Consider the following 26,792-nt stretch of genomic DNA (forward strand, 5'->3'; position numbering starts at 1 on the left):
AGGGAGCGGGACCCATCCATGGAAGTGCGCCCCGGGCAGACGCCCGCGCACTCCCGGTCGTTGATCCCCAACACCACGACGAGGGACACGATCCTTCTCGCAGCGGGGCCGCGGTCGCCGTCCAATCCTCCCAGTTGCCGGCGGATATGCGGAAAGCGACGGCCCTGCTTGCCTCCGGCAGCGGGATCCGGACGGTAACGGGGGCGCCGTCGCCGGACAGCCGGTACAGGCGTGAAGAGCGCCCCTTCCTGCCCAGGAAACGCAGGTGGACCCCTGTCTGCCCGCTGATCGAGAAGACCATCACAGCCGGGCTGTACGACGGCATCTTCAGCCGGTGGGTCTGCTCGCCGCTGCCTCTCATACCGCTGACCTGCGGCTGGGGGGCAGGCATCGGCAGGCTGGGCTCCGCCTCATGTGGCTGCGCGCGGACGACGCCGCCAGAGCCCGGCCGGTCCGGAGTGCTTGCACTCGAATTTTTGGTCAAGCGGACCGCGTCCGCCGCGCACACGGCGATGTTGCGGGTGACACCCCCAGCAGGTGCCCAACTGATCTGCCGGACGGCCCGACCATGCCGGGCGTCGAAAAAGCACAGCGGCATGCGCTCCGGCAGAGGCCGGCCAGCGATCAGGGCATCCAGACAGGCCAGCGCATGCCGGCCCTCGTCCAGCGACCGCAGGACAGCAGGTATGTCCGCCCGGGTGCGATCGCCGTCGGCGTCCCACTTGGCCTGGTCGTATGCGTCGAGAGCACGTTCCAGCTCGGCCCGCATCTCATCGGTGACGCCGGGCTGGCCGGAATGGAAGGGATGGACGTCCAGAGACTCACCGAAGGCGGTGATCTCGGCCTCGATCTCGGCGAGCGCCGACGCGTCGCGTCCGGCCCATGGCCACAAACGGCAGAGCTGCCGCCCACTCTTTCCCGCATGGTCGCAATCATGCGGCAGGCCCGGCAGGCCCGTCCTGAGGGCGCCGGCGGAGCACAGAGCGGCCAACTGAGGCACTCGGTCACACCCGGGCTCGCGGGCTCGCGGGTGTGACTGAGCGCTGCATCCGGAGAGTCTCGCCGGATGAAGCGCTCACGCGAAACCAGAGCCTCTGCGGTCAGTCCTGATCTTGAGCGTTCTGAGCTGCGTACCAGTTGGAGTCGATGGCGGGGTTGCGCAAGGTGCCCCAGAATCGTTCGTCAGGTATCGGTGGCAGTGACGGTCTGCCCAGGTCTGCGTGCAGATCCGCACGCCAGTCGACCGTAAGGCGACTGCGGATGCCCGCGCTCTCGTACACGGACCTGTAAGGCGAACCCCAGATTCCGTGTGCCATTGTCTCCGCGGCCCACCTGCGACTATCGTCCCGGTGGGCATTCGCCTGCACGAGTACCGCACGCAGTCGCAGGGCCAGCGGGTCGTTCTGGTCCGGCCGCGAGGGGACTTCACCCCGCTCCAACGCGTCCAGGGCCGACGTGACCTCCGGGTACTTGTTCAGGCCCGTTTCGACCGCCAGTCTGCGCAGCTGCTGCCGAGCGGCTGCAACCACCCGCTCCCGCGGCAGGACCGCGAGCAGTGCACCGAGTTCCTCCAGTCCGTCCGGGTAGCTCGCGTGGAGGAGGTCGGTGGGACTGCAGGAGAGGTCCAGCTCCGGGAGCTGTTCATCCCGTGCGCCAAGAGGATCGTCGGCACTGCCCCACTCCGGACGGGCAGGCATCGCCCACTCCCAGAACAGCCGGGCGTTGAACGTGACGACACCGGCATCCCGGCCGCGCTCGAGCTGGCCGGCCAGCTCTGCCAGATACCCACCAAGTGAGTCGGCCTTCCCCGAAACTGGTGCCGGTCTCGTCGAAGAACCGCCCGATCGCGCCGAAGGAGTCCCGCCCAGTACGGCAATCGATCATGAGACCGTCCGACGTTGCCCCATAGGAACCGAACTTCGCGTAGCCGTGCTGCCAGTAGTCCTCGGCCTCCTTCTCATCCAGGTCGTCGGCGACGGCGCGCATGAACCTGGTGTCCTCGAGGATCCCGCTCACTCCGAGTAGGCGGTCGTGCGTGTTGAACCGGAAGGCCTCTGGTCCGTCCAGTGCCCCGTCGTGCCGGAGCAGTGAAGCGATCAGGTCCGGAGGAAAGGTGATGCCCAGTCCATCCTGTGCCGCCGTGATCTCCTCAACTTTCGCGGGCGGCCGGAGCGTGGCGAAAGTGCGAGGCGCGTGCTCGCGCAGCCACGCGTCGATGCGGCTCCATGATTCCTGGACCAGGTCTGCTGTCATAGAGCTGACCCTAGAGTCAACCACTGACAGCTTGATCGTCGCTCACTGGCAGTCCGGCCGATCCGACTGTGACGCGTGTCCCTGCTCACGAGTGTGACGCGTGTCCCGGCTCACCGAATCATTGGCACCCCACGCTCCAGTCGCCGACTCAAGTGCTCACTCACCAAGCCGAACGCTCTGTCACAGCGGGCTCGCGGGCTCTTCGGGGGCGGCCTTCTACAGCTCGAACTACAGGTCCAGCACGTCATTGATCTGCACCTCCTGGAGGGAGCCGGCGCGGCGGCCACCATCCTGGAAGTACGCCTCTTCGAGCGCGTCGGCGGGCAGCTCGCTCAGCCGGTCGTCGCCGGCTCCTTGCTGCTGGGCGTCGAGGAGCCGTGCGGCGTACTGCGTACTGCGGGGGCAGGGCGACGGTGAGATGCCGGATGCGGCCCTCATCGCATGACAACGGCCGTCGTCGCATGAATGACAACCAGCAGCGAGGCCCCCGCGATCATCGTGGACTTGCGGCGGACGGCTCCGATCGCGACATCGCCCGCCTGCGCCGCGGCCGCTGCGAAAAGGAGCAACGAGCAAGCGGGTGACGACCCCAGGAAGGGAACGACGCCCGCCGCCACGCCCAACGGCACCCCCCTGACGGCGTACATCCAGCCGTGGAAGCGTTCACCGCCGGTCGGCGTGCCGCTGTCGCTCAGCGCCTGCGGGCGCATACCTCCCACCACCGCGAAGACGACCGAGCCGAGGGACACGATGGCGTTGGCGACCAGCAGGGCGGTCACGGCGCGTACTCCGTGGACGGTTCGGTGCCGTACTTCGTCCACACCTGTGCCACCGAGTCGTGTGTCAGCGGTCGTCCTGACTCGACCATGTCCCTGAGATCGCGGAAGTACTGCACATAGAGGTCCGGCGTGAAGGTGTTCAGCATGACCGCCGGCACGTCACCCACGTTGGCGAAGGTGTGCGGTGCCCCCGGCGGGACCATGACCCAGGTGCCGGCTGCGGCGTCGTGGTCGTCCTGCCCCACGGTGAAGCGCACGCTGCCCGAGAGTACGTAGAAACCCTCGTCGTGCTGGGCGTGACGGTGCTGCGGGGGTCCGGGGGTGTGCGGAGGGATGGTGATCTCGCCCAGCCCGAGGCGGTGGCCGGTACCGCTGCCGTCCTCAAGGATCCGGATCTGCGACGGCCCGTTGACGATGAGTTCACCCTCACCGGGGCCGACGATCGAAACCTGAACCATGAGACCTCCTGGGGCTGTTGATGCGTTCTGCTGACCAGGACTCTAGGCCCGATCCATCACTCATGCAAGTCGACTCTCACGAAGCGACTTCACTATCGTCATGAGAACGATGCGATACAGTGACGGGCGGCAGGAGAGGAGAGCCATGGACGGCAAGAGCCGCACCCGCCCGCGCACCAACCAGATGGAGCGCACCCGGACCGCCATCGTCGATGCGGCCCGCACCCTCGCCGACAGTGGCACGGAGATCAAAATGTCAGCGATCGCCGCCGAGGCCCGGGTCTCCGAGGCGACCGCCTACCGGTACTTCCCCGACCTGATCTCACTCCTGCGCGCCGCCGTCTCCCCCGAGGACCAGGTCGCGACCCTGCGAGCGGCGACGGACAGCGACGACCCGGTCGAACGGATCGGCCTGGCCACGCAGATCCTCGGCCGGGCGGTGCTGCGCCGGGAGGGCGCCGTGCGGGCGGTCATCGCTTCGACCATCGTGAAGCCCTCGACCGCCAAGGACCGTCCGGCCCGCCGCTTCGAACTCATCGAACACGCCCTGGCCCCGTGGATCGACGCAAACGGACTCGCGGGACACGCGGACGTCGAACAACTCGTCCGCGACCTCTCCGTCATCATCAGCGCCGAATCGGTCTTCACCCTGACCGACCTGTGCGGCCTGTCCCCCGACACCGCGATCGCCAGCCTCGTGGCCACCGCACGCCGCACCACCGCTGCTGCGGTCGCGGCCACCTTCCCCACTGCCGAACCTCACTGAACGACTCTGTCGAGAACCTCCGGGAACGACAGTTGACGATCTTGGCGTCGCGCCGGCTCACCATCCTGGAGCGCCATCTCGATGCGGACCGGAACAAGTTCGCGCCGGCAGACCGGGCACTGCTCGCCGCTCTACCGGCGCCCCTGTCGCGCCAGTCCCTCCGCCGGTCACGTCTGCGCGTACTGACCCAGCGTCTGGTCCGCGTGCACCCGTCGTGGGGGCTACCGCCGGGTGCACGGGGTGGTGGTGTGGAGCCTGAGCAGTTGGATGGTGCGGCGCCGGCACACGTCGCACGGCCGGCGCTGCTCCTGCGGGGGCCGGGTCGGTCCGGTAGGCGAGCGCAGGCGCCCTGAGGTGTCGTGCCGTCAGCCCTTGACGGGGCCACCGTTGATGGCGACTCGCTGGCCGTAGCGGGCGTAGGGGTAGTAGTCGTACGTGGCGTGGTGCTGAACGCAGCGGTTGTCCCAGAAGACGAGGGTGCCCGGGGTCCAGCGGACGCGGCAGTGCAGGATCGGCCTGCAGGCGATGGTGTCGAAGAGCATGTCGAGCAGGGCCTGGCTCTCCTGAGTGGCGAGCTGCGGGATGCGGCTGGTGTAGGCCTTGTTGACGTAGAGCAGCCTGCGGTCGGTCTCGGGGTGCCGGGCGATGAGCGGGTGCTCGCTCTTGGGGATGACGTAGTCCGCGGGCGGGGTGTATCCCGCCAGGGCCTGGGCGCCGTCGTGGATGGCGGTGAGCCCGTCCAGCAGGGAGCGCATGGCCGGCGAGAGCATCTCGTAGGCGAGGTGCATGTTGGCGAAGAGGGTGTCGCCGCCGCAGCCCGGCTCGGGGATCTCGGTGATGTAGAGCATCGACCCCAGCGACGGTTCGGCGTCGGCGGTGCCGTCGGCGTGCCAGCCGTTGCCCGCCACGTTCACCGCGGCCGACGTCGTGCGGATCTCCAGGATGTACGGGTCGCCCTCGGGCGGCGGCGGGTTGACGGGACGCGGCTCGCCGAAGGCCGTGGCGAAACGCTTGTGGTCCTCGGCGCTGATCGTCTGATCGCGGAAGACGAGGACATGGTGATCGAGGAACGCGGTGCGTATCTCGTCCAGTTGCTCCGCCGGGATCTCCTTCGACAGGTCGACGCCTGAGACCTCCGCGCCCAGGACCGGGGTGATGCGTTCGACCGTGAGCGTACGGTAGGGGTGCACGGGACGCGTGGTCACCGCTTCCAGTGCTTCGCGTTCGTAGGACTCCATGACTCCTCCAGAGGGGGTGGGGTTACGTGTCTCGGTCGAGCGGTTCGGCGTCGGACCAGTTCATGCCCGGGTCCAGAGGCCCGGCCGGTCCGCGCGGCCGAACAGGAACCCGCGGTGACGACCGGGCGTCCTGCGGTTCACCGGGTGCACCGTCTTGACCGGGTGCGTCATTTTCACTGGATGCATCGTTCTCACCGGCTTCACCCGCCGGCGTCACCGGGCGCGCTCCGTCTCGTCCTCGCGGCGTGCGCGGGCACCGGCTGCCGGGTCCGCCAGCGTTGCCGTGATGCTCTCGGCCACCGTCCGCACATGGGGTGGCGCGACGATGCCGTAGTGGTCGGTGGGCAGGGTCCGTCGTACGGCGGAGGGTGGCAGCAGGGTGCTCCACTGCCGGTCCGTCTCCTGCGGGTCGCCGGGGGCCGGTACACCCGCCGTGGGCTGTTCGGCCAGCCACACGAACGTGGGGACGGAGGCGAGCGGCCGAACCCGGTGCTCGCCCAGGCTGCGCAGGTTCGCCCGGCAGCAGCGGGCCAGTCTCTCGGCGTACGCCTGTGCGTGCTCCGCCGCCACCGAGGAGACGCCGGTACCGAGTTCGGCGGCGAACACCTTCTCCAGGTGGGTCTCGTCGTAGGCGGCGACCAGCGCGTCCGCCCGCGGCGGTGGCGGGTCCAGCAGATGGAGCGCCTCCAACGGCCGCCCGGCCGACTCGGCCAGAGCGGCCATCTCCATGGCCACCCGGGCTCCGTAGGACCATCCGGCCAGGTGAAGCCGGTGGTCGGAGCCGCCGAAGCGGTCACTGAGTGCCGCGTCGTAGTGGCGGGCGCGTTCGGCCAAAGACCATGCGGGCACCGCGGCGTCGCGGAGTGCCGGATCGGCGATGAGGCACACGGTCGGTGCGGGTCCCAGCGCTGCCACCAGAGACCGGTAGGCCTGGATGTCTCCGCCCACGGGGTGTATCAGGCACAGGACGGCCGGGCCGGTTCCCTCCTGCCAGATGTCGAGGGCGACCCGGGGGGCGGTGGTTCCGGCCGCCGCGGCGCCGGGATCGCGGGGACTGAGGGACGCCTCGATGTGTTTGAGGATTTCGGAGAGGCTGACCCGGTGGCTGAAGGAGGCCAGGTCGAAGGCGAGTCCGTAGTCGTCCTCGATCTGGGCGATCAGGCTGATCAGGGTCAGTGAGTCGGCGCCGAGGTCGTACAGGGAGTCGTCCGGGTCCAGGTCGTCCACGCCCAGCAGGTCCTTGATCACGTGAGTCATGGCGCCGGCCCGCTGCGCGGCACCGTGCGGGTACGGGGAAGACGAACCGCCCGGGTACGGGGAAGGCGGACTGTCCGGATACCGGGAAGCTGAACTGTCCGGGTACGAGGCCGCGGAACCCGCCTCGTCGTCCGTGCGGTGCGCCGGTGCTGATCGCGGGGTGAGCGGCTGCGCCCGGCCGTCGGGCGAGGGAGCGTAGAACGCGCGGGAGGCGTCGATGTCGGTGGTGGAGACGAGCAGCTGCGGCAGCTGCAGGGCCAGGGCGTGGGCGAAGACCGCCTTGCCCTCCGCGACCGTCAGACCGGTCTCCAGGTGGGCCCTGTGGCGGCTGTCCGGGTTGCGGACCCGGGTCGCCATGCCGGTCTCGCTCCAGATGTCCCAGTCGATGCCGATCCGGACGGTCGTCTCCGTCTCCTCGGCGCGGTGGTGGGCGAAGCCGTCGAGGAGGCCCGCGCCGGCCGCGTAGTCGCTCTGGCCGACGCCGCCGAGCAGGGCGGACATCGAGGAGCAGTAGACCGCGATGTCCGGTTGGAAGGTCTCGATCAGGTGCTCCACGACGAGGGCGCCCTTCTCCCTGGCCGCGGCGGCGTCGCGCATCGCCGTGGCGTCGCGTTGGACGAGCAGCCCTCCGAACCCGAGGCCGGCCGCGTGGACGACGCCGTCCAGCCGCGGCGTGCGCTCGGCGACGGCCGCCGCGACCTCGTGCACGGGCATCTCCGCCAGATCCGCCGGTACGAGGCCGACGCGGTCGGCCCAGCGGGTCAGTTCCGCGGGCAGCCGTGGATTCCTCGACGACAGCAGGACCCGGCCGCCGGTGTGCTCGAGGAGCCAGGCGGCGATGGCGCGGCCGATGCCGCCCGTGCCGCCCAGTACCAGGTGGACGGTGTCCCCGCCGCACGGTACGAGGGGCTCGGCGCCCGGCGGCACCGGCACGGGCGTGGTGCCCGGTCGCCACCAGTAGCCCTGCCGCAGCGCGAGCTGCCGGGGCAGAGCAGGGCCGCCGGGACGGCCCGCCCGGGGGGCTCCGGCGACGGCCGCGGCCACGTGTGCCGCCCAGCGGGTGAGGTCGCCGTCGGGGAGGTCGAGCCAGTGGCCGTCCAGGGCGCCCTCCTGAGGGGCGACCTCGACCGGCCCGGCGAGAAGCGCCAGTTCGGGACGGTCCACCGTCCCGGCCACGGGCCGGGCGCCGTACGACAGCCACCACACGCGCGGGCGGCCGGTCCGTCCGGACAGTGCCTGGGCCAGGGCGGCCGTGGTGTCCAGGCAGGCGTGGCGGGCGTGTTCCAGCGTGCCGGTACCGACCACACCCGTCACCTCCAGCGGCAGCGCGTGCACCCACTCCACATCGGCCAGGGCCCTGGTGTCGTCGGTGCCGTCCCCGGACAGTGCGTCGAGCAGCAGGCGCAGGGACGCCGGGTCGGCCGGGTCGGCGTCGAAGACGTCGGGGCCCCTGCGGGCGAAGGTGCCGGCCGGGTGCACCCGTACCACGCGTGACGCCACGGCTTCGAACGGCGCGAACGCCGTCCGCGGTGTGCTCTTCGAGGCCATGACGACCACGACGGACGCGCGGTCGGCCGGTGCGGTGGTGACCGCGACGGCGGCGCGGCGCAGCCGGACCCAGTGCGGCTGGTGCAGCCAGTCGCACTGGGGCAACCGCTGCGGCCGTGGCGGCCGCTCCGGTTGCGCGGCCGGGGCCTTCGGCGTGCGGTCGAAGTCGTACTCCGTGAGCGCGAAGGACGGAGGCGGGAAGTCCCAGGGCGCAGGGGCGGATCCCGTCCGCCAGTCGACGGACCGTCCGGCGGTCCAGTCCTCGGCGAGCTCGTGGGCCGTACGACCGGCGGCGGGGACCGGCACGGCGTCCGGGTCCGCGGTGCCGTGCGGGACCTCTCCCGCGGCCACCGCGTGCAGCCAGGCCACGGCGGCCGCGACGTCCGCGACGGCCGCCGCGGTCCGCAGGCGGCGGGCCGTACGACCGGATTGCAGATGGCGCAGTACGGACTCGTAGCGCTCGGGCCGCGCTTGGAGGTAGTCGGCGATCCGGGCGGCGTCGGCGGCGAGGGCGTCCGCGCTGGAGGCGGACAGCACCAGGCACCTCGGTACCGCGCCGGATCCGGCGGTCGTGGCGGTCCCGGTCCCGGTGCCCGCTCCGGCACCCGTGCGCGTTCCGGTCTCCGTTTCCGTACCGGTGTCCTGTTCCACGATGATGTGGGCGTTGGTGCCGCCGATCCCGAAGCTGCTCACCGCGGCCACCCGCGCGCGTCCCCCGGACCAGGGCGTGGCACGGGCCGGGACGTGGAAGGGGGCGGGGTCGGGGCCGATCTCCGGGTTGAAGGCGCGGAAGTTGAGGGTGGGCGGGATGGTCCCGTGATGTACGGCGAGGACGGAGCGTACGAGGCCCACCACCCCGGCGGCCGCGCCCAGGTGGCCGAGCTGGCTCTTGACGGAGCCGAGCGCGCAGCGGCCGGACTCGCTCACGCCGAAGGCCTGGCGCAGTGCGCTCACTTCGATGGGGTCGCCGAGCCGGGTGCCGGTTCCGTGCGCCTCCACGTAACCGACGTCGGCGCCCGTGCATCCGGCGCGGGCCAGGGCGGTCTCGATCACCTCGCGCTGCCCGGCCACGGACGGCGCGGTGTAACTCATCTTCGCCGTGCCGTCGTTGTTGACCGCGGAGCCGGTGACGACCGCGTAGACGGTGTCGCCGTCGCGCCGTGCCCGCCGCAGCGGTTTGAGGACCACGACACCGACGCCGCTCGCGCCGACCGTCCCGGTCGCGTCGTCGCTGAAGGGGCGGCAGTCGCCGTCGGCGGAGAAGATGTGCTGCGGGCGGTAGCGGTAGCCGCCGGTCAGGGTGGGGTCGACGAGCACTCCCCCGGCGAGCATCACCTCGGCATCGCCCTGGCGGAGCAGGCCGGCCGCGAGGTGCACGGCGACCAGGGAACTGGAACACGCCGTCTGGGCGCTGAACGCGGGTCCGGTCAGCCCGAGGTGGTAGGCGACCTTGGTGGCCAGGAAGTCCTTCTCGTGGTGCAGGGCGAGCTGGAAGCCGTCGGGCAGCCGGCCGGGGTCCGCCTCGCGCAGCATGGACTGGAAGTAGGTGCTCTCCCCCGCGCCGGCCACCAGGCCCACGCGTGCGGCGGAGGTGTCCGCGATCCCGGCGTGTGCCAGTGCCTGCACGCAGGCCATCAGCAGGTGCCGCTGCTGGGGGTCCATCAGGCGTGCTTCGTGCGGGCTGATGCCGAAGTGGCCGGGATCGAAGTCGAGCATCCCGTCGAGCGTGCTGTGCGCGCCGATGACGCCCTTCGGGGCGTCGACACGGCGGATACCGGTGCCGCCGGAGACCACCAAGTCCCAGAAGGCTGCGAGGTCCGGGGCGCCGGGCACCCGCACCGCCATGCCGACGACCGCGATCGGCTCGCCGGGCTGCGGTATCGCGCCGTGCGTCCCGGCCGGTGCGGCGGGTGTCCGGGTGCCGGGGCGGCCGCCGGCGGCGAGGTGGCGGGCCAGGGAGCGGACGGTGACGTGCTCGAACAGGTCCGCGACGCCGAAGCGCAGCCCGAGCGCCGTGGTGCAGCGCAGGTGGAAGCGCATGAGGGCGAGACTGGAGGCACCCGCCTCGAAGAAGGTCTGGTCCGGTCCGATCGCCGCCCCCGTGACCTCCTCGAAGGCGGCGGTGAGCCGCTCCTCCTCGGCCGAGAGGCCGGTGCGGGCGGCCACCGCCCGGCGTATCTCCTCGCCCGGCGCGCGAAGCGCCGCCTGCCGGTCCAGCTTGCCGCTGGGGGTGCGCGGCAGCGTCCGCAGTCTGCGGAAGCGGTCCACGCGGACGTAGGAGGGCAGCGAGGCGGCAAGGTGCGCGGTCAGGTCGTCGGCGGACGGGAATCCGTCACGGATCTCCAGACAGGCCGTCAGCCGGTCGCCGTCCCGCGCGACGACGGCGCCCGCCACCGCGGGATGGCGCAGCAGGGCCGCTTCGACGGAGCCGAGCTCCAGCCGGTGCCCGCTCAGCTTGATCTGCTGGTCCTCGCGGCCCGCGTAGTGCAGCAGGCCCTCGCGGTCGAACCACGCCCGGTCGCCGCTGCGGTAGAACAGGCCCGCGCCGGGCACCTCGATGAAGCGGGCGTCGTTCAGCAGGGGTTCGCCGAGGTAGCAGCGGGTCGTCATGGTGCCGCCGATCAGCAGCTCGCCGGTGCACCCGGGCGGAACCGGATCGCCCCCGGCGTCCACCACCCGCAGGTCGGCACCGGCCACCGGGCGTCCGACGGCGGGCCGCTCGGGCCACTGCCACGGGTCGCCTGCCAGGCACAGGGCACCGACCACGTGCGTCTCGGTCGGCCCGTAGTGGTTGAACAGGCGGGCGCCGGGCAGTGCGGCGAAGAAGCGGCGGACGGTGTCGGTGCACACCGGTTGCTCGCCCGCGGTGACCACCTCGCGCAGCCGGGAGGGGAACCGGCCCAGGCGGACCGCGTACTCGGCGAGCAGTTGCAGGGCCACGTACGGCAGGAAGATCCGCTCGGTGCCCGCGGACTGAAGCCGCTCCAGCAGCGCGGGGACGTCCTGGCGCCACTCGGGGCGTACGAGTTGGAGGCTGCCGCCGGTGCACAGCGTTCCGAAGATCTCCTGGAAGGACACGTCGAACGCCAGCATCGAGAACTGCTGGGTGGCCGCCGCGCCGGTCAGGCCGCCGGGTCCCGACTGCCACTGGATCAGGTCGCACAGGGTGCGGTCGGAGATCTGGACGCCCTTGGGGACGCCGGTGGAGCCGGAGGTGAAGAGTGTGTACAGCGGCCGGGTGCCCTCGTGCGCGCGCCTGTCGTGCGGCGCTTGCGCGTCGCCGCCCTCCCGCGGCGCCGGGTCCGCCGGATCCGCCGGCACGACCGGGTGGCGCACCACACCGCCAGGGAGCAGCGCGTCCAGCGCGGGCGCGCCGTCGCGCCCGACCAGGACGCACAGCGGGTCGACCCGATCCAGGACCCGGCGCAGCATCTCGGCCGGGTAGGAGGGGTCGAGGGGGACGGCGGTGACGTTCAGCCGCGCCAGCGCCAGCAGGGCCACCACGTGCTCGGCGGAGGGGTCCAGGTACAGGGCCGCCCGGCAGGGGCCGCCGTCGGCCGGGATCGGGTAGCGGTCGGCCAGTTCCGCGGCGAGGGCCCCGGCGAGGACGTCGAGCGCCGCGTAGCTCAGGGCGCTGCCGTCGGCCGTGAGCACGGCGGGGGCGTCCGGGGTGCGGGCGACCTGCTGTGCGAAGCCCTCGGCGATCGTGGTGAAGCCCGGTTCCGGGACGGGCCCGCGCCCGTGCTCCGGAAGGGACCGCCGGTACGGCGCGACCAGCTCCCGCACGGTGGAACGGCCGCCGGACGCGAGTGCGTCCACGCCCCGCCGCAACAGCTCGGCCATCGCCTCGACGTCCTCGCCGGTGAACCGGTCCTCGGCGTACTCCCACAGCAGGTCGAGTCCGTCCGCGTGCTCGACCACGGAGACCGTCATCGGGCACTTGGCCTCCGGCGCGGCCCACCACAGGGGGCGCTGGACACAGCCGGGCAGCCGCAGCCCCGCGAAGTCGGTGTTCTCCAGGACGAACAGGAAGTCGAACGGGGTGCCGTCGCCGACGGCCTCCCAGCCGGTCAGCACGTCCGCGAGCGCCACGTCCTGGCGTCGCAGCACCTGCCCCGTGCCGGTCCCGGTGCGGGCGAGGTGCGAGCGCAGGTCCGCAGCGGGCTCGACGACGACGGGCAGCAGCACGGTGTTCGCCATCATGCCCACGCTGTCCTCGAACTCGCCCAGCGGGCGGTTGGCGACCGGGGCCGCGATGCGCGGGCGGAGCAGGCCGCTCACGCCGTACAGGCTCCAGGAGAAGACGCTCAGCAGCACCTGGAAGCGGGTCAGTCCCAGCTCGGCGCAGAGGCGGTCCACCGTTGTCCGGCGTACGACGTCGAGGGACATGTGCAGCAGCCGCGCCCGCGGCGCCGGATCCGCGTCCTGGGCGGGCAGCGCCTCCTGGGGCTCCTGCAGGCCCCGGTAGTGCGCCAGGAGTTCGTCGCGCTGCGCCTGGTAGGCCGCGGTCGCGAACCAGTCGCTCTGCCAGGCGGCGAAGTCGAGGGGGTTCGGAGCCGGTGCCGTTGCCGGTGCCGTGTTCCGGCCGGTGTCGGCATCGGTGGTCCCGGCGGCGTAGTCGGCGGACAGGTCCCGCAGCAGGACGCTCAGTGACCAGCCGTCGACGGCGATGTGGTGCAGGTGCAGCAGAAGCGTCCCGCCGCCGTCACGGGGCAGCCAGCAGGCCCGGAACATACGGGGGACGGCGAGGTCGAAGGGCTCGGCGAAGAAGGCGTCGGCGAAGGCGTGTGCCTCCTCCTCGTCCCACGCCTGCTGTGCGCTGCCCGGCTCGCGCCAGGGGTCGTACGGCTCGGTGACCGTCTGCCGCAGTCCCTGCGGCGCGAGGGTGAAGCCGGTGCGCAGTGCCGGGTGGCGTGCCACCAGGGTGCGCAGGGCCCGGCGCAGGGCGGCGGTGTCGACGGGCCCGTCCACGCGGAAGGCCTGGCCCACCGAGTACGCCCGGGAGCCCGGTGCGCGGCGCTGGAGCAGCCACAGCCGCTGCTGCTCGCTCGTGGCGGGTGCCGAGGAGGCACCGGCGGCCGCGAAAGCCGGATAGGTGCCTTCCCCGCCAGGAGAGACCGCGGTGACGGCCTGGGCGATCGCGGCCAGATCCCCGTGCAGAACGGCCGCCTGCGGCAGATCCCGTCCCCATCTCTGCCGGACGGCGAAGCAGAACCGCAGGGCCTTCAGCGAGTCACCGCCGGCGGCGATCCACCGGTCACCGAGCCCGAGACCGGTGGCGCCCAGGATCTCCTCGGCCAGCTCCAGGACCTCGCGCTGCGTCCGTGTCGCGGCCGGTCCGCCGGAAGCGTCCGGCCGCCAGGGCCGGCCGGCCCGTTCCAGCAGCGCGACCTGGTCGACCTTGCCGTTGGCGTTGAGCGGCAGCTCCGCCACGCGATGGATCCGGTGCGGGCGCATGTAGACGGGCAGGCGGGCCGCGAGGTGGCTGTCGAAGTCCTCGTAGGACAGTTCCTGTTGCAGGACGACGAACGCCAGCAACTCGTTGGGCCCGTCCTCCCCCGCGCGGCGTGTGCACACGTAGGCCCGCCGGACCGCCTCGTGGGCGAGCACATGCCGTTCCACCTCGCCGGGCTCGATCCGGAAGCCGCGCACCTTGACCTGGCGGTCGATCCGTCCGACGTACTCCACCCGGCCCTCGTCGTCGGCCCGTACGAGGTCACCGGTGCGGTAGTGCCGCTCCTCGCCGCCGTCGAGCCAGGCGAGCCGTACGAAGCGCCGCTCGGTCTCCTCGGGCAGGTCGCGGTAACCGGCCGCGAGTCCGGCGCCGCTCAGCAGGAGCTCGGCGACCTCCCCGGGCGCGGCGACCCGCTCCTGGCCCGGCACGACCAGCACGGCACCGGTCTGCGGCAGGGGCCGGCCGATCGGCACCACGTCACCGTCGAAGTCCCGCGGGATCGGATGGCACAGGGCGAAGGTGGTGGACTCCGTCGGCCCGTAGATGTTGAACAGCCGGGTGCCGCTGTCGGCGTTGTCCCGGTACCAGCGGCCCATCACCCGGGCGTTGAGCTGCTCGCCGCCCACCAGGACCTCGCCGGCCGCGGCGAAGCAGTCCGGTACGGCCGCGACCACCGCGTTGAACAGCGCGGTGGTGACGAAGACGGTGTCCACCCGCTCGCGCCGCAGGGCCGCGGCGAGCCGCTCGGGGGTGTGCACGTCCGCGTCGCCCAGAACCACACAGCAGCCACCGGTCAGCAAGGGCGTCCACACTTCGAAGCTCAGGGCGTCGAACGCCGGGTTGGCCAGGCAGGCGTAGCGCAGGCCGGGTTCGGCACGTATGTATCCGGGACGGGCCAGCCGCATGATCCCGGCGTCGCGGACCTCGACGCCCTTGGGCCGCCCGGTCGTTCCGGAGGTGTAGAACAAGAAGGACACCCCGCCGGGGGCAGCCGGCTCCTGCACCGTGTCCGTGGTGTCCGCGACGGCCGCGGGTCCGGGCAGGAGGGTGTCCACGGCGAGTGCCCTCACGCCCGGCGGAAGCGCGGTGGCGCTCTCGGGGGTCTCGTACACCAGGGCGGCCGCTCCGGAATCCCGCAGGATGAGAAGACGGCGTTCGGCGGGGCTCTGTGTGTCCAGCGGCACCACCCGGGCGCCCAGTCGCAGCAGGCCCAGCATCACGCAGACCAGCCGCCACGAGCGCGGCAGCGCCACCGCCACGGCCTGCCCGCCCGCCACGCCCCGGCGGGCCAGTTCCCCGGCCACGGCGGCGGCCGCGGCGTTCAGCGTCGCGTAGTCCAGCCGTACGTCGCCGTCGGCGACCGCGTCCGCCCGCGGTGAGCGCAGCGCCTGGCGATGTATCGCGAGGGCGAGCCCGACCGGTGTGCTCGTGCTCGGCTCCGGACCCACGTCGGCGGGGGATGTTTCGGCGCGCGGTTTCATCGGGCCTCCGACGTGTCAGCAAGTGCCGTCGTGCCGGAAGGTGCCGGGATGCCGGACGGCGCGGTGCGCTCCGTTCCGCTGCCGCCCGGGGCGGCCGTCAGCCGGTCCAGTTCGGCGGCGAGGACGGCGGCGACGCGCGGCAGTTCGTCGCTCTCCAGCATGTCCCAGTGGCCGCAGGCCACCGGCTCGACCACGAACTGGCCGCTGACGCGGCGCCGCCAGAACGCGCGCAGGCCGGCGGCCGCGCTCTCGCCGTCCTCGTCCTCCACGGCCGTCGCCTGCATCAGCACGACACGGGCCGGCGACTCGGGGACCGCGTAGCCGCGCGCCGTCTCGCGGTGGTGGTTGTAGACGGTCAGGTACCGGGCCACCTGGTCGTCGTCGATGCCCGGGTACATGCCGTTGAAGCGCACCAGCTTCTCCCGGAACTCCTCCATGCCGACCGGCAGGATCGCGGGCGGCTGCTCCGTGTCCTGCGCGTCCTGCGCGCCATGGGTGTCGAGCAGGACCACGCTCACCGTCTCGTGTCCGGCCGCCACCAGGCGCCGGCCCATTTCGTAGGCGATCAGACCGCCGTAGGACAGCCCGGTGAGCACCAGTGCCTCGTCCGGGCGGGGAGCGACGAGCCGCAGATACTCCTGGGCCATCGCCTCGACACCGGGCAGGAGGGACTCGCCGGGGTTGATACCGGGCGCCTGGAGCCCCACCACACCGACGTCGTCGGGCAGCGCCGTGGACAGCGGCAGATAGCAGAACGCGGTACCGCCGGCGGGATGCACGCACACCACGCGCCGCCGGGCGCAAGCCGCGCGGAACTGAACCAGGCTGCTGGACTCCGCGGACGGCGGGGCCCCGGCGCCGTTGCCGCGCACCCGCTCGGCGAGCGCCTCGATGGTGGGGTGCAGCATGACGTCCCGGACCGGCAGCGGCACGCCGAGTTCCTCCTGGACGGCGGACGCCATCTTGATCGCCGAGATCGAGGTGCCGCCGAGCTCGAAGAAGTTGTCGCCGATGCCGACGTCCGGGTGCAGCAGGACGCGCCGCCAGATCCGGTACAGCGTCATCTCGACGTGGTCGCGGGGCGTGGCCGTGTTGACCCGTCCGGAGCGGGCCGCCGCCGTGGCGCGCAGCACGGCGGGCCGGTCCACCTTGCCGCTGCGGTTCAACGGCAGCCGCGGGAACTCGGCCACCGCGACGGGGATCATGTAGTCCGGCAGACGGTGCTCCAGGGCCGCGCGCCACTCGTACGCCGTCCGCGTGTCCGCGGCGTCGCATCCCACACCGGCGACCAGGTGGGGGCCTCCGGGTGTGTCCCGGTCGGCCAGCACGACGGCCTCCCGTACGCCGGGCACGGCCAGCAGCGCCGCCTCGACCTCTGCGGGTTCGATGCGGAAGCCGCGCAGCTTGAGCTGGTCGTCACGGCGGCCGACGTACTCGGCGTTGCCGTCCGGGAGCCAGCGCGCCAGGTCGCCGGTGCGGTAGACGCGTTGGCCGGGCACGAACGGGTCGGGGACGAAGCGCTCGTCGGTGAGGTCGGGCCGGTTCAGGTATCCGCGGGCCAGGCTCGCTCCGCCGAGGTAGACCTCACCGGGAACCCCCACCGGCACCGGGCGCATACGGTCGTCGAGCAGGTACAGGCGGGTGCCGCGCAGCGGCCGTCCGATGGGGCACGACCGCTCGTACGGCCCCGGGTCGGTGTAGGCGGTGGAGTAGAGCGTCGCCTCGGTCGGGCCGTAGCCGAAGCAGATGCGCAGGCCGGGCAGCTGCTCGCGCATGCGGTGCAGGGCGCTCTCGGGCAGGGATTCCACTCCGGTCAGGAGCTGACGCAGGCTCAGCCCGGCCAGGCGTGTGGCCGGATCCTCGTCGATCCACAGGACGTAGGACGGGGGCAGGAACGCCTGGGTGACCTTGCGTTCGCGCAGCCAGCCCATCAGCGCCGCGGGATCGCCCCGGAGCTCGTCGGGGACCATGTGGAGCACCGCTCCGGTGGTCAGCGGCATGAGGAGTTCGTGCACCGAGGCGTCGAAGCCGATGCTCGACCAGGCCGACGACGCCTCGCCGGGGGCGTCCGCCATGAGTTCGCGCCAGTGGTCGAGGAGATTGACGACACTGCCGTGCGTCACCGCCACGCCCTTGGGGCGGCCGGTCGACCCCGAGGTGTAGATGACATAGGCGAGCCGGGCGGGATCGGCGTCGGTGTCCTGCGCTCCGTCGTGCGTCCCCTCGGCCTCCACCTCCGCCAGGTTCCGCCACAGCCGCCGGTCGTCGCCCTCGGTGTCCGTCCGGTCGGTCAGTACGAGGACCGGTTCCGCGTCGCTCACCATGGCGGTGAGCCGTTCCGGGGGCTGCCCGGGGTCGAGGGGCAGGTAGGCGGCCCCGGCCTTGAGGATGCCGAGCACGCCGACGACGAGTTCGGCGGTGCGTCCGGCGTGCAGGCCCACCACGCGGTCGGGACCGGCACCCCGGGCGATCAGCGCGTGAGCGAGCCGGCCGGCCCGGCGGTCGAGCGTCGTGTAGTCCAGCTCGGCGTCACCGGCCACCACCGCGAGCTGCCCCGGCCGTTCGCGCACCTGCGCCGCGAACCGCTCGAGGACACCCGCCGGCGCCGGTCCACCCGCCGCGGTCGCGGCGGGCCCCGCGCTGAAGGTGGCCAGCAGTTCACGCTGCTCGTCCTCGCTCAGCAGCGTGAGGTCCGCGATCCCGGCACCGGGCCGTTCGGTCATCAGGCGCAGCACGCGCAGGAACTGGCGCACGTACCGTTCGACGGTCTCCCGGTCGAAGAGCGCCACCGCGTAGTCGATCTCGCCGGTGAGCTGCCGGCCCTCGTCGGCCAGGGCCAGGACCATGTCGAACTTCGCGGGCACGTGAGCGGCGTCCTCCCGCAGCTTCACGTCCAGTCCGTCGAGTTCGAGCTCGTTCCGCATGGAGGGGACCCAGGCGAACATGGTCTGGAACAGCGCCGTGTACGCGGGGCTGCGCGGTGGGTTGGCCACTTCGACGACTCGCTCGAAGGGCAGGTCGACGTGTGCGAGGGCGTCGCGGATCCGCTGGTTCACCCGTTTCAGGGCGTCCCGGACGCTGGGTGAGCCGGAGAGGTCCGCGCGCAGGGCGAGGGTGTTGACGAAGAAGCCGATCAGACCCCCGACGTCTCCGCGCCGGCGATTCGACGTCGGGGCGCCGACCACGATGTCGTCCTGCCCGGAGAGCAGGGACAACAGCACGGACCAGCCGGTCAGAACGGTCGCGTACAGCGAGACATCGTTGTCAGCGGCCAGGTCTCGCAACGCCCGCGTCAAGTCCTCGTCCACGGTCACGGAAAGCCGGTCCCCGCGGAAGTCCTGCTCGGGCGGGCGGAGCCGGTCGGTGGGCAGGGAGAGCACCGCGGGGACGCCGGCCAGTGCGGCGGCCCAGTAGTCGGCGTGCGCGCCGGGCTCGTCCCCCGACATCCAGTCCCACTGCCAGCGGGTGTAGTCGCTGTACTGCCAGGTCAGTTCGGGCAGCGACGCATCCTGCCCCCGCTTGAGCGCGGTGTACACCAGGCCCAGCTCGCGCAGCAGCAGGGAGCGGGACCAGCCGTCGAAGATGATGTGATGGGCCGTCAGGATCAGGACGTGGTGGTCCGGTTCCAGCGCCACGAGGCAGCCGCGCGCCATGGGCTCCTCGCCCAGGCGGAACGGGGTGGCTTCGGCTTGCAGCCGTATTCGCGCGAACCGCTCGGCCGCCTCCGGCAGTCCCGCCAAGTGCGCCAGGTCCTCGAAGGCCACCGGGAACCGGGTGTCCGGCGGGTCGACGACTTGAAGCGCCGACCCGTCGGCGGGCACCAGGCGGGTACGCAGGGCCTCGTGCCGGGCCGCGAGCAGGTGCAGCGCCTTGATCAGCAGGTCCGGGTCGAGCGGTCCCCGGATGTCGAAGGGCATCGGCTCGTTGTAGGCGGCGCTGGCGTCTCCGTCCATGCGCGCCATGACCCACAGACGCTCCTGTGCCAGCGACAGGGGCGCGGACGATGTTTCTTCGCCCGGGTGACGGGGGACTGCGATTCGGGGCAAGGACACGGATCACCCTTCACGAGAAGAGAACGCGGCGAGAATCGGAGCCCGTATTACCGGAGCACCGGTGATTCACGCGATCGTGCGCGAGCACGCCCGGCGCGATCGCCTTCGCGCGATTCCTCGCACGATTCCAGACCGACGTCCGGGACGCATGCCCGTGAATACCAAAACTCCATAAAACTGCGTCGAGTTCATGCGCAGGAGAGATTGCGGAGGTTTCTGCCTTTTCGACCGACCCTACGGTGGTCCATTTCCGTCGATGTTAAATGTGCGCCGATTAGAAGGTCAACCGTGACCCATCCCACATCAATTTCGCGACATCACGTTGTTTACGCGCGGCACGCCACTTCAAGGGAACTGCCAGAAAATAGCGGGCAAAAGCGACGACAGGGCGACAGTCGGCTCGAATTCCGCCCGCCCGGTACCTTCACTCCGGACGTGCCGCGCCCACGCCCTCCGGGACGGCGTATCCGGACACGGAAGGCCACCGCACGGTCAGCACGACGGAATCGTCCTCGGCGACCCAGGAGTGATCCACTCCCTGGCCCCAGACGACGTAGTCGCCCTGTTCCTCCAACAGCACGCTGCGACCGGGGAACCGCATACGGAAGCGTCCCGTGACGAGAACCAGGAGGGCTGTCCGCACCTCGCCCCGCACCCACTGGGCCCGCTGCTCGCCGCGCGGGTGGACACCCCACTTGACCTCGACGGCGTCACTGTGCCGGGGATCCCCGCGGTCCCTGAAGTGCCCGAGCAGCCAGCCCCGGTCCACTGCCGCGTCCTTGCCCGCGCTGCCCACGTACACACCGTCGTCCACGCCGTCCATGGCCCCCCACGCTAGCAACGTCCCCCTGTGTCACCGCAGCGCCCCGGCCAGCGCACCCGCGGCCACCTCCGCTCCGTCGGTGCGGAGCCGGCTGCCCAGCTCCCCCGCCCGCGCCCGGGTTCCGGGGGCCAGGGCCGTCTTGAGTGCGACGCCCAGGGTCTCGGCGGTCGCGCTCGGACCGTCGAGTGCCGCGCCGAGTTCGAGGTCCGCGACCCGGCCGGCCCAGTACGGGTTGTCCGACAGCTGGAGAGGTATCACCACCTGCGGCGTGCCCGCCCGGGCGGCTGTCAGCGTCGTGCCCGCACCGCCGTGGTGCACGACGGCGGCCACCCTGCCGAACAGCCGCTGGTGATTGGCCTCGCCGATGGCGAAGCAGTCGTCCGCGCCGTCGGCCACGTCCAGGTCGGCCCAGCCGCGGGACACGAGCACGCGGTGTCCCTGTGCGCGGATCGCTTCGACGGCCAGGCGGCCGATGTCCGGCGAGGGGCGCATGCTGCCGAACCCCACGTACACCGGCGGGGCGCCCGCGTCCAGGAACGCCGCCAGGTCGGCCGGGAGTTCGCGTTCGTCGGCCAGGGTCCATGCGCCCGTCTGTACGACGTCCAGGCCCGGGGTCCGCCGCCACGGCCCCAGGACCGGGTCCGCCGCCAGCCATGGTTGGCCGGTGAAGACGTGGTCGCGGACGTTGTCCACCGGCGGCAGGCCGAGCGCTGCCCGGTGGCTGTTGAGCACCTCGCCGAACTGCGCGTTCACATGGCCGGCGTCCAGCTCCCACAAGGTGCGGTTGCCGGCCGCCTCCGGCTCCGGCCAGCCCGGCCGCGGCGGTGGCGCATGGTACGGCGACGGCAGGTGCACCGCCGCATAGCTCACGTACACATAGCGGACGCCCGCGTCTTGGGCGACGGACCGCGCGGCGACCTGTGCCAGACCGGCCGCCACCACCACGTCGCATCCCTCGGCCGCCGCGGGGAGGGTGTCGAACTGTGCCCCGACCAAGTCGGTCCGGTACCGGTCCAGGTCCGCCGGCGACGGCAGAGCCGCCCCGCGCATCAGCTCTCGCACCGGCGGCCCGACCGGCACCATTCGCACGTCGATGCCCGCGAGGCGCTCGGCGAACTCCTCGTCCGGCGGGGCGCACATCCGCACCTGTGCACCGCGTGCCCGTAACCGCACCGCGAGTGCCACCAGTGGTTCGACATCGCCACGCGTCCCGTAAGTGGACAACAGCACCCGCATTCAGCGTCCTCTTTCGTCGTGTCTTCCAGCGGTGGGTGTCCCCACAGCACCACGCCGGGAAACAGCACTCGCCAAGGCATTACCGCGCTCCGGCAGCGGGAATGCCGGTCTCGTCCTGATAACTCGGCCATTGCGCCGCCATCGCGCGCCGGACCGAGGTTCGGCGTCGGCCTGCTCTGGGCAGCCTGTGCTCGGCGAGGTGTGCAAGGTCCCCGAACGTCGACACAATCGGAGAGCTACTCGATGCAGGGTTCATCCCCACCCGTGCCCGATGTTTCCGTCATCCTGCCCTGCGCTGGGCACGGAACCCGTTTCGGGTCGCCCTACCCGAAAGAGCTGCACTGCCTTAACCCCGGGGTCACCGTCCTGGACCGCAGTCTGGAAGCTGTCGTCGAACTCGCCAAAAGCGGGCTCGACGTACGCCTGGTCGTCGTGTTCGGGGCGCACAAACTGGAAACAGTGAATTATCTCGCGCGCTACGCCGACGTCTTCCACATGGTCTTCGTCTACCAGAACGAGTCGTTCGGAGTGGGCCTCGACGGGGCGATCCGGTCCGCCCTGCCCATGACCCGGGGGCCGGTGGCTCTCGTCCTCCCTGACATCGTTATCACCGATGCTGATCTGCCCGGCAAGCTCCTGGAGGCGATACGGCAGGCAGAGGTGACCGGCTGGAGCGTGGTGGCCGCCGAGGAGCGGGATCCCCGCATGCTGCGGCAGATGGGCGCACTTGCCCTGGCCGAGGCGGACGGCGGCGTGAGCGTGGAGGCCGCTACGGACAAGCCTGCGGACCCTTCGGGCTTCAACGCCTTCTGGGGCATGGTGGCCGCCGCCGAGGACGAGGCGCACAGACTGCCCGACGTCGTGGGCGACGGGACGGCCAGCCCACTGACCGGCGCCGTCGCCTGCTTGGTGGAGGGCATCGTCAACTACAACACTCCGGCGGGCTGAGCCTGCCTGTGTGATGCCCCCGCTCGAGGACTGTGCAGCCGGCTTCGATGATCTGCTCGACTCGCCGGCCCGGCGGCGGGGCTTCCGTCAGCACCTGACCGGGCTGCCGGCGCCGCGTGAGCGGAACAGGACGCTGACCCGACCAGCGGCCGGGGAGCGCCGGCGGTTCCATACTGAGCACTGACGCCGGGGCCCGCCGCCGTCGCGCGCATGCGACCAATCCGCGGCTCGCGCGGTCCCGGATCACATAGGGCTGTTCCGCCTCGCCGCGCCTATGAGAGAGCCATCGTGAAGGAATTCGTATACATCGGCAGTGATCCTGCTGCCCAACCTGATCTGCAACAGCTGGTCCACGAGGTGGCCCTGGGCGATCAGGAGGCTTTCGCCGCGGTCTACGACACCGTGGCCGGCTCCGTCCTCGGGGTCGCCCGGGCCGTCCTGCGTGACCAGGCCCAGTCGGAGGAGGTGGCGCAGGAGGTGCTGGTGGAAGTGTGGCGCACGGCCCGCGCTACCGGCCCGAGCTCGGCACGGCCATCAACTGGATCCTCACCCTCGCCCACCGGCGGGCCGTGGACCGGGTCCGCTCCGTGGAGGCCGCAGCCGCCCGTGACACCAGAGCCGCGCTGCTCGAGCACCAGCCGGCCTACGACGAGGTGGCCGAGCAGGTCGAAACGAGGCTCGAGCAGGAGCAGGTACGGCGCTGCCTGCGCACCCTGACCGAGCTGCAGCGCCAGTCGGTCACGCTCGCCTACTACCGGGGCCTGGCCTACCGGGAGGTCGCCGAAGCGCTGGCGCTGCCGCTCGGGACGGTCAAGACCAGCCTGCGCGACGGACTCATCCGGCTCCGCGACTGCCTTGGGGTGACCGCATGACCACGACCGATCTGCACGCTCTGACCGGCGCCTACGCCGTGCACGCACTGCACGGTGAGGAACGTGCCGCCTTCGAGCGTCACCTGGCCGAGTGCGAAGCCTGCCGGCAGGAGGTCACGGAGTTCACGGCCACTGCCGGACGCCTGGCCCTGGCTTCCACGGTGCGCACGCGCCCCGTCATGCGGGAGCAGGTCTTGCAGCGCATCACCACCGTGCGGCAGGTGCCGCCCGGTGCCGCGCCGCTGGAGCGGGTGCGTCGTGGCGCGCAGCGGGGACGGGGCCTGACCCGGTGGGCGCTGGCCGCCAGTGTGGCCGCCGCGGCCGCGTTCGGCGGAACCGCCGTGTGGCAGTACGAGCGCGCCCAGGACGCTTCGCACGAGGCCGCCCGGGCGCAGCGGCAGGTCGAGGACGTGGCCGGGGTGCTGGCCGCGCCTGACGCCACGTCGCGTTCGGCGAAGGTGGCGGGTGGCGCGGGCACGCTGGTGGTCTCCGCCGACCGGGACCGGGCCGTGTTCGTGGCCTCGGGGATGACCACTCCTCCGCGGGGCAAGGTGTGCCAGCTCTGGTTCGCCGACGGCGGGAGGATGCGCTCGGCCGGCCTGATGGATCCCGACCGCGGCAGCCAGGCGGTCCTGATGCAAGGTGCGGTGGACGGCGCCTCCAAGATCGGCGTCACCGTGGAGCCCGCGGGTGGATCGAAGCAGCCGACGTCGACGCCGGTCGCCCTGCTCGGCCTGCCGGTGTGAAGGTGCGCGTGCGGAGCCCCGCCCGGCGGCCGGGGCTCCGCACGCGGTTGTCAGCCTCGGCGCGGCGGCCGGGGGAAGAAGCCGCTGGTGCGGGCCACGTACGCATCCCACCCGGGACGGCCGGCCATGTGCCTCTCCAGCAGCCGCTTCCCGCTTCCGCCGATCAGCAGCACGCTCATCGCCAGCGGTGAGACAACGGACACGACGGCGGCCTGCCATCCGCCGTCGCAGGCGATGAGGAACAGCCCCCACCAGACGCAGAAGTCCCCGAAGTAGTTGGGGTGGCGGGTCAGCCGCCACAGACCCTGGTCCATGACGCGGCCACGGTTGGCCGGGTCCGCCTTGAAACGGGCCAGCTGGGCATCGCCCACGGCCTCGAAGAACAGGCCGACGGCCCAGAGTGCCGCGCCGGCGAAAGCCGGGGCGGACAGCGGCCGAGGCGTGTACTGCGCTGCCTGCACCGGCCGCGACACCAGCCACACCAGGGCCCCCTGCAGCAGGTAGATCATCCGCAGGGCGTACAGATTCCGGCTGCCCCGCGCGCGGGCCAGCATCGCCTCGTACCGCGGGTCCTCGCCGTGGCCGCGCCCCCGCCGGGCGATGTGCACCGCGAGCCGCAGCCCCCATACGACGGTCAGGACCGTGACCAGCAGACGTCTGCCCGGATCGCCCTGGCCCGCCGAGACACCGAAGGTCACCACGGCCACCGCGGCGAAGGCCGGCCCCCAGGCGATGTCGACGACACGGTGCATGCCCAGGCTGGGGGCGATGGCGAAGGTGCCCAGCATGACCGTCAGGTCAGCGGTGTGAGCGAGGGATCGTTTCGGCAGAGTATGTCCTGGCATGGCGAGCAAGACGGTCGAGGCTGCGCTGTTTCCCGGGATCGATGTGCGAGTGGAGCGCGTCAGCGACTCCTCCGACGTCCTCGTGGTGGAGGCCGTGTCCACCGCTCGCCCGGGCCGGTGCCCGGACTGCCGGTAACAGGCGAGACGCATACACAGTTCATACCAGCGCGCCCTGGACGAATGGCCATTGGCATCTCGCCGGGTCATAGTCCGGCTGCGGGTCCGCCGGTACTTCTGTGACTGGAAGTCGCTGATCACTGACACCTGTTGCAGAACCTGTCCGCCGCCGTGGAGAAGACCTGTCACCAGCATCGCGACTGCCTGCGTAAACGTGCCGAGGAGGAGACGGTGACAGAGGGGCCGGAGCCGCCCCCGATGCAGTTACCGCCCGCGGAACTGCCCCGCACCCAGATCACCGAACGCACCCGCCACCGCTACGAGGACATCCACCGCCTGCTGGAGAAACGCTGGACCCTCAGCGCCATCGCCCGCCGGCTGAACCTCGACCGCAAGACCGTGCGCCGCTTCCGCGACACCGACCTCGACGAACTGCTGGCCTCCGCCCGCGAGCGCCGCCCCAACGGCGTCCTGGAGCCGTTCAAGGCATACCTCAACGTCCGCTTCACCGAAGCCCAAGGCCAGGTCAGCGGCACCCGCCTGTTCCTGGAGATCCAGGCTCGCGGCTACCGCGGCGGCCTCCAGGTCGTCCGCAAACACCTCGCCGCCCTCCGTGCGGGCACCGTCGAACCGGTCCGAGCTGACATTCCGAGCCCTCGCAAGATCACCTCGTGGATCATGCGGCCCCGGGAGACTCTCGCCGAGAGCCAGGACGAGCGACTCCTTCAAGTCCGGCTCGCCTGCCCAGACATCACCCGGGCCTGCGACCTCGCTCGGGCGTTCGCCGACATGGCCCGTCACCAGCGCGGATACCTGTTACTGGAGTGGATCCGGCAGGCCGAGCAGGACGCGCCGAAGCTTATGAAGGGCTTCGCCGGCTTCCTCCGCCAGGACCTCGACGCCGTCACCGCCGGCCTCACGCTCCCCTGGAGTTCTGGCCTCGTTGAAGGCCACGTGAACCGGGTGAAAAACACTCAAGCGAGCTGTGTACGGCCGGGCCTCGTTCGAACTCCTCCGCACTCGCATCCTCACTCAGCCGTCGATGCCCCTTCAGTGGGCCTCTGGTGGTGGGGAAGGTTGAGCTGTTCATGCAGGAGAGCCGCAGCCCGGAGTTCATTGGTGACCATCACCTGAGCCAACCTGCCCGCGAGTGCGATCACGTTGCCCCAGGCTGGAGCGTCGAGGTAGACCTCGTCCGGGGCATCGCGCCCCACTTCGTCCTGCACGGTCGAGTAGACCTCGCCCAGTTCCTTCACGAGCGCGACTTCCTCCTCGGTCCGCAGGCTCTTGCCCAGCCACGGCGCGGGATCGTCTGCGTTGCAGAAGTCGTCGAACAGTACGGTGACCACGTAGTCCAGGTCCTCGAACTCCTCTGGCCGCAGCCAGACATCGCGCTGCCACGACGGACTCGCAAGGGCGAGAACCGCTGGCACAACGTGAAGTCGGAAGACCGGGAACTCAATGCCGTGATCCGTCACAACGCGAGCCTACTGACAGGGCGAGGGACACAACCCACTGACCAGTGCGCTGTTCACGGAACTGCGGACAGAGCCAGTTTCAAAGAGCCTCATCAGAGCCGCCCCCGATGACATGGACGTGGCCGGGCTGTCGCCGGACTCGCGCTGCCCGGCACCACACCCTCGCTGCGGGCCCGCTTCACCGCCCTGCTCTTCGACTCGCCGCACCCGGCCAACGCGTCCGCTCTGCCTCCGCTGCCCTGCGAGGAGGGCAACCTGCGCACGGCGGTCCACAACGTCACGCGCGCCCGAGACCGGCCGGGACGGCAGCGCTTCTTCGCGGCCGGGCATGCCTTCCCTTCCACGAGTTCCTCCCCTCCGGGGTGTGCCGGACCCGAGCCGGTCGGTCAGGGCCTCAGCTGGACCGTGGTGATCAGCCCTGATCAAAAGGGGGCCGCCGG

At 71.6% G+C, this 26,792-nt stretch carries 14 protein-coding genes and 3 pseudogenes; 5 read left to right on the plus strand and 12 right to left on the minus strand.

Going from position 1 to position 26,792, the window contains the following annotated elements; all coding sequences use genetic code 11:
- The 5 genes and pseudogenes from ACFV6E_RS22595 to ACFV6E_RS22615 form a co-directional block, all read right to left on the minus strand.
- A pseudogene (locus ACFV6E_RS22595) lies at nt 1-1,000 on the minus strand (hypothetical protein); the annotation flags it as partial.
- A gap of 641 nt (nt 1,001-1,641) precedes the next feature.
- Nucleotides 1,642-2,253: an SMI1/KNR4 family protein gene (locus tag ACFV6E_RS22600; RefSeq protein WP_385464014.1), complete on the minus strand. Its 612-nt coding sequence runs from the start codon at nt 2,251-2,253 to the stop codon at nt 1,642-1,644.
- 228 nt (nt 2,254-2,481) lie between these two features.
- Nucleotides 2,482-2,698: pseudogene (locus tag ACFV6E_RS22605) on the minus strand (XRE family transcriptional regulator); the annotation flags it as partial.
- Nucleotides 2,688-3,032, minus strand: coding sequence for a hypothetical protein (locus ACFV6E_RS22610; protein WP_385464017.1), 345 nt, complete (start codon nt 3,030-3,032; stop codon nt 2,688-2,690). The pseudogene ACFV6E_RS22605 and the gene ACFV6E_RS22610, both read right to left, overlap by 11 nt.
- Nucleotides 3,029-3,490, minus strand: a complete 462-nt coding sequence (locus tag ACFV6E_RS22615; protein ID WP_385464020.1) for a cupin domain-containing protein — start codon at nt 3,488-3,490, stop codon at nt 3,029-3,031. The genes ACFV6E_RS22610 and ACFV6E_RS22615 overlap by 4 nt, the downstream gene beginning before the upstream one ends.
- 145 nt (nt 3,491-3,635) lie before the next feature.
- Between ACFV6E_RS22615 and ACFV6E_RS22620 the strand changes: the two genes are divergently transcribed.
- On the plus strand, nt 3,636-4,256 hold the full coding sequence (locus ACFV6E_RS22620) for a TetR/AcrR family transcriptional regulator (protein WP_385464023.1): 621 nt from the start codon (nt 3,636-3,638) through the stop codon (nt 4,254-4,256).
- A 365-nt stretch (nt 4,257-4,621) separates the two neighbouring features.
- Here the strand turns inward: ACFV6E_RS22620 and ACFV6E_RS22625 are convergent, their stop codons facing one another.
- The 5 genes from ACFV6E_RS22625 to ACFV6E_RS22645 form a co-directional block, all read right to left on the minus strand.
- On the minus strand, nt 4,622-5,494 hold the full coding sequence (locus ACFV6E_RS22625) for a TauD/TfdA dioxygenase family protein (protein WP_385464025.1): 873 nt from the start codon (nt 5,492-5,494) through the stop codon (nt 4,622-4,624).
- Nucleotides 5,495-5,707: 213 nt separating this feature from the next.
- Nucleotides 5,708-15,235 carry an amino acid adenylation domain-containing protein gene (locus ACFV6E_RS22630; RefSeq protein ID WP_385464028.1) on the minus strand — a complete coding sequence of 3,176 codons (9,528 nt, stop codon included), beginning with the start codon at nt 15,233-15,235 and terminating at the stop codon, nt 5,708-5,710.
- Nucleotides 15,232-19,287 (minus strand): amino acid adenylation domain-containing protein, encoded by a 4,056-nt coding sequence (locus tag ACFV6E_RS22635; RefSeq protein ID WP_385464031.1) that lies wholly within the window; start codon nt 19,285-19,287, stop codon nt 15,232-15,234. Before ACFV6E_RS22635 ends, ACFV6E_RS22630 begins: the two co-directional genes overlap by 4 nt.
- 424 nt (nt 19,288-19,711) lie before the next feature.
- Complete coding sequence (locus ACFV6E_RS22640) at nt 19,712-20,101, minus strand: signal peptidase I (protein WP_385464205.1); 390 nt, start codon at nt 20,099-20,101, stop codon at nt 19,712-19,714.
- A gap of 39 nt (nt 20,102-20,140) precedes the next feature.
- Entirely contained in the window at nt 20,141-21,346 is a 1,206-nt protein-coding gene (locus ACFV6E_RS22645) for a glycosyltransferase (protein ID WP_385464034.1), read from the minus strand.
- Between the two features lie 264 nt (nt 21,347-21,610).
- Between ACFV6E_RS22645 and ACFV6E_RS22650 the strand changes: the two genes are divergently transcribed.
- The 3 genes and pseudogenes from ACFV6E_RS22650 to ACFV6E_RS22660 all read left to right on the plus strand — a co-directional run bounded on the left by ACFV6E_RS22650 (nt 21,611) and on the right by ACFV6E_RS22660 (nt 23,912).
- The gene (locus ACFV6E_RS22650; RefSeq protein ID WP_385464037.1) at nt 21,611-22,294 is read left to right on the plus strand and encodes an NTP transferase domain-containing protein; all 684 of its coding nucleotides are present in this window, start codon (nt 21,611-21,613) and stop codon (nt 22,292-22,294) included.
- 288 nt (nt 22,295-22,582) lie between these two features.
- Nucleotides 22,583-23,166 (plus strand): annotated as a pseudogene (sigK, locus tag ACFV6E_RS22655) (ECF RNA polymerase sigma factor SigK).
- On the plus strand, nt 23,163-23,912 hold the full coding sequence (locus ACFV6E_RS22660; protein ID WP_385464040.1) for an anti-sigma factor domain-containing protein: 750 nt from the start codon (nt 23,163-23,165) through the stop codon (nt 23,910-23,912). The pseudogene sigK and the gene ACFV6E_RS22660 overlap by 4 nt, the downstream one beginning before the upstream one ends.
- Before the next feature lie 50 nt (nt 23,913-23,962).
- Here the strand turns inward: ACFV6E_RS22660 and ACFV6E_RS22665 are convergent, their stop codons facing one another.
- Nucleotides 23,963-24,757, minus strand: a complete 795-nt coding sequence (locus ACFV6E_RS22665; protein WP_385464043.1) for a DUF1295 domain-containing protein — start codon at nt 24,755-24,757, stop codon at nt 23,963-23,965.
- Between the two features lie 267 nt (nt 24,758-25,024).
- Between ACFV6E_RS22665 and ACFV6E_RS22670 the strand changes: the two genes are divergently transcribed.
- Nucleotides 25,025-26,008 carry a transposase gene (locus tag ACFV6E_RS22670; RefSeq protein WP_385464046.1) on the plus strand — a complete coding sequence of 328 codons (984 nt, stop codon included), beginning with the start codon at nt 25,025-25,027 and terminating at the stop codon, nt 26,006-26,008.
- On the opposite strand, the gene ACFV6E_RS22675 is transcribed toward ACFV6E_RS22670, so the two are convergent.
- Nucleotides 25,903-26,352: a hypothetical protein gene (locus ACFV6E_RS22675; protein ID WP_385464049.1), complete on the minus strand. Its 450-nt coding sequence runs from the start codon at nt 26,350-26,352 to the stop codon at nt 25,903-25,905. The genes ACFV6E_RS22670 and ACFV6E_RS22675 overlap by 106 nt on opposite strands.
- Nucleotides 26,353-26,792 lie beyond the last annotated feature (440 nt).

This window comes from Streptomyces sp. NPDC059785, from assembly GCF_042732375.1.
Classification (GTDB): domain Bacteria; phylum Actinomycetota; class Actinomycetes; order Streptomycetales; family Streptomycetaceae; genus Streptomyces.

Bases quoted from the DNA above. Each gene is read 5' to 3' on its own strand.
- ACFV6E_RS22600 (WP_385464014.1), bottom strand. From the start codon at position 2,253: ATGACAGCAGACCTGGTCCAGGAATCATGGAGCCGCATCGACGCGTGG.
- ACFV6E_RS22615 (WP_385464020.1), bottom strand. From the start codon at position 3,490: ATGGTTCAGGTTTCGATCGTCGGCCCCGGTGAGGGTGAACTCATCGTC.
- ACFV6E_RS22620 (WP_385464023.1), top strand. From the start codon at position 3,636: ATGGACGGCAAGAGCCGCACCCGCCCGCGCACCAACCAGATGGAGCGC.
- ACFV6E_RS22625 (WP_385464025.1), bottom strand. From the start codon at position 5,494: ATGGAGTCCTACGAACGCGAAGCACTGGAAGCGGTGACCACGCGTCCC.
- ACFV6E_RS22630 (WP_385464028.1), bottom strand. From the start codon at position 15,235: ATGAAACCGCGCGCCGAAACATCCCCCGCCGACGTGGGTCCGGAGCCG.
- ACFV6E_RS22645 (WP_385464034.1), bottom strand. From the start codon at position 21,346: ATGCGGGTGCTGTTGTCCACTTACGGGACGCGTGGCGATGTCGAACCA.
- ACFV6E_RS22660 (WP_385464040.1), top strand. From the start codon at position 23,163: ATGACCACGACCGATCTGCACGCTCTGACCGGCGCCTACGCCGTGCAC.
- ACFV6E_RS22665 (WP_385464043.1), bottom strand. From the start codon at position 24,757: ATGCCAGGACATACTCTGCCGAAACGATCCCTCGCTCACACCGCTGAC.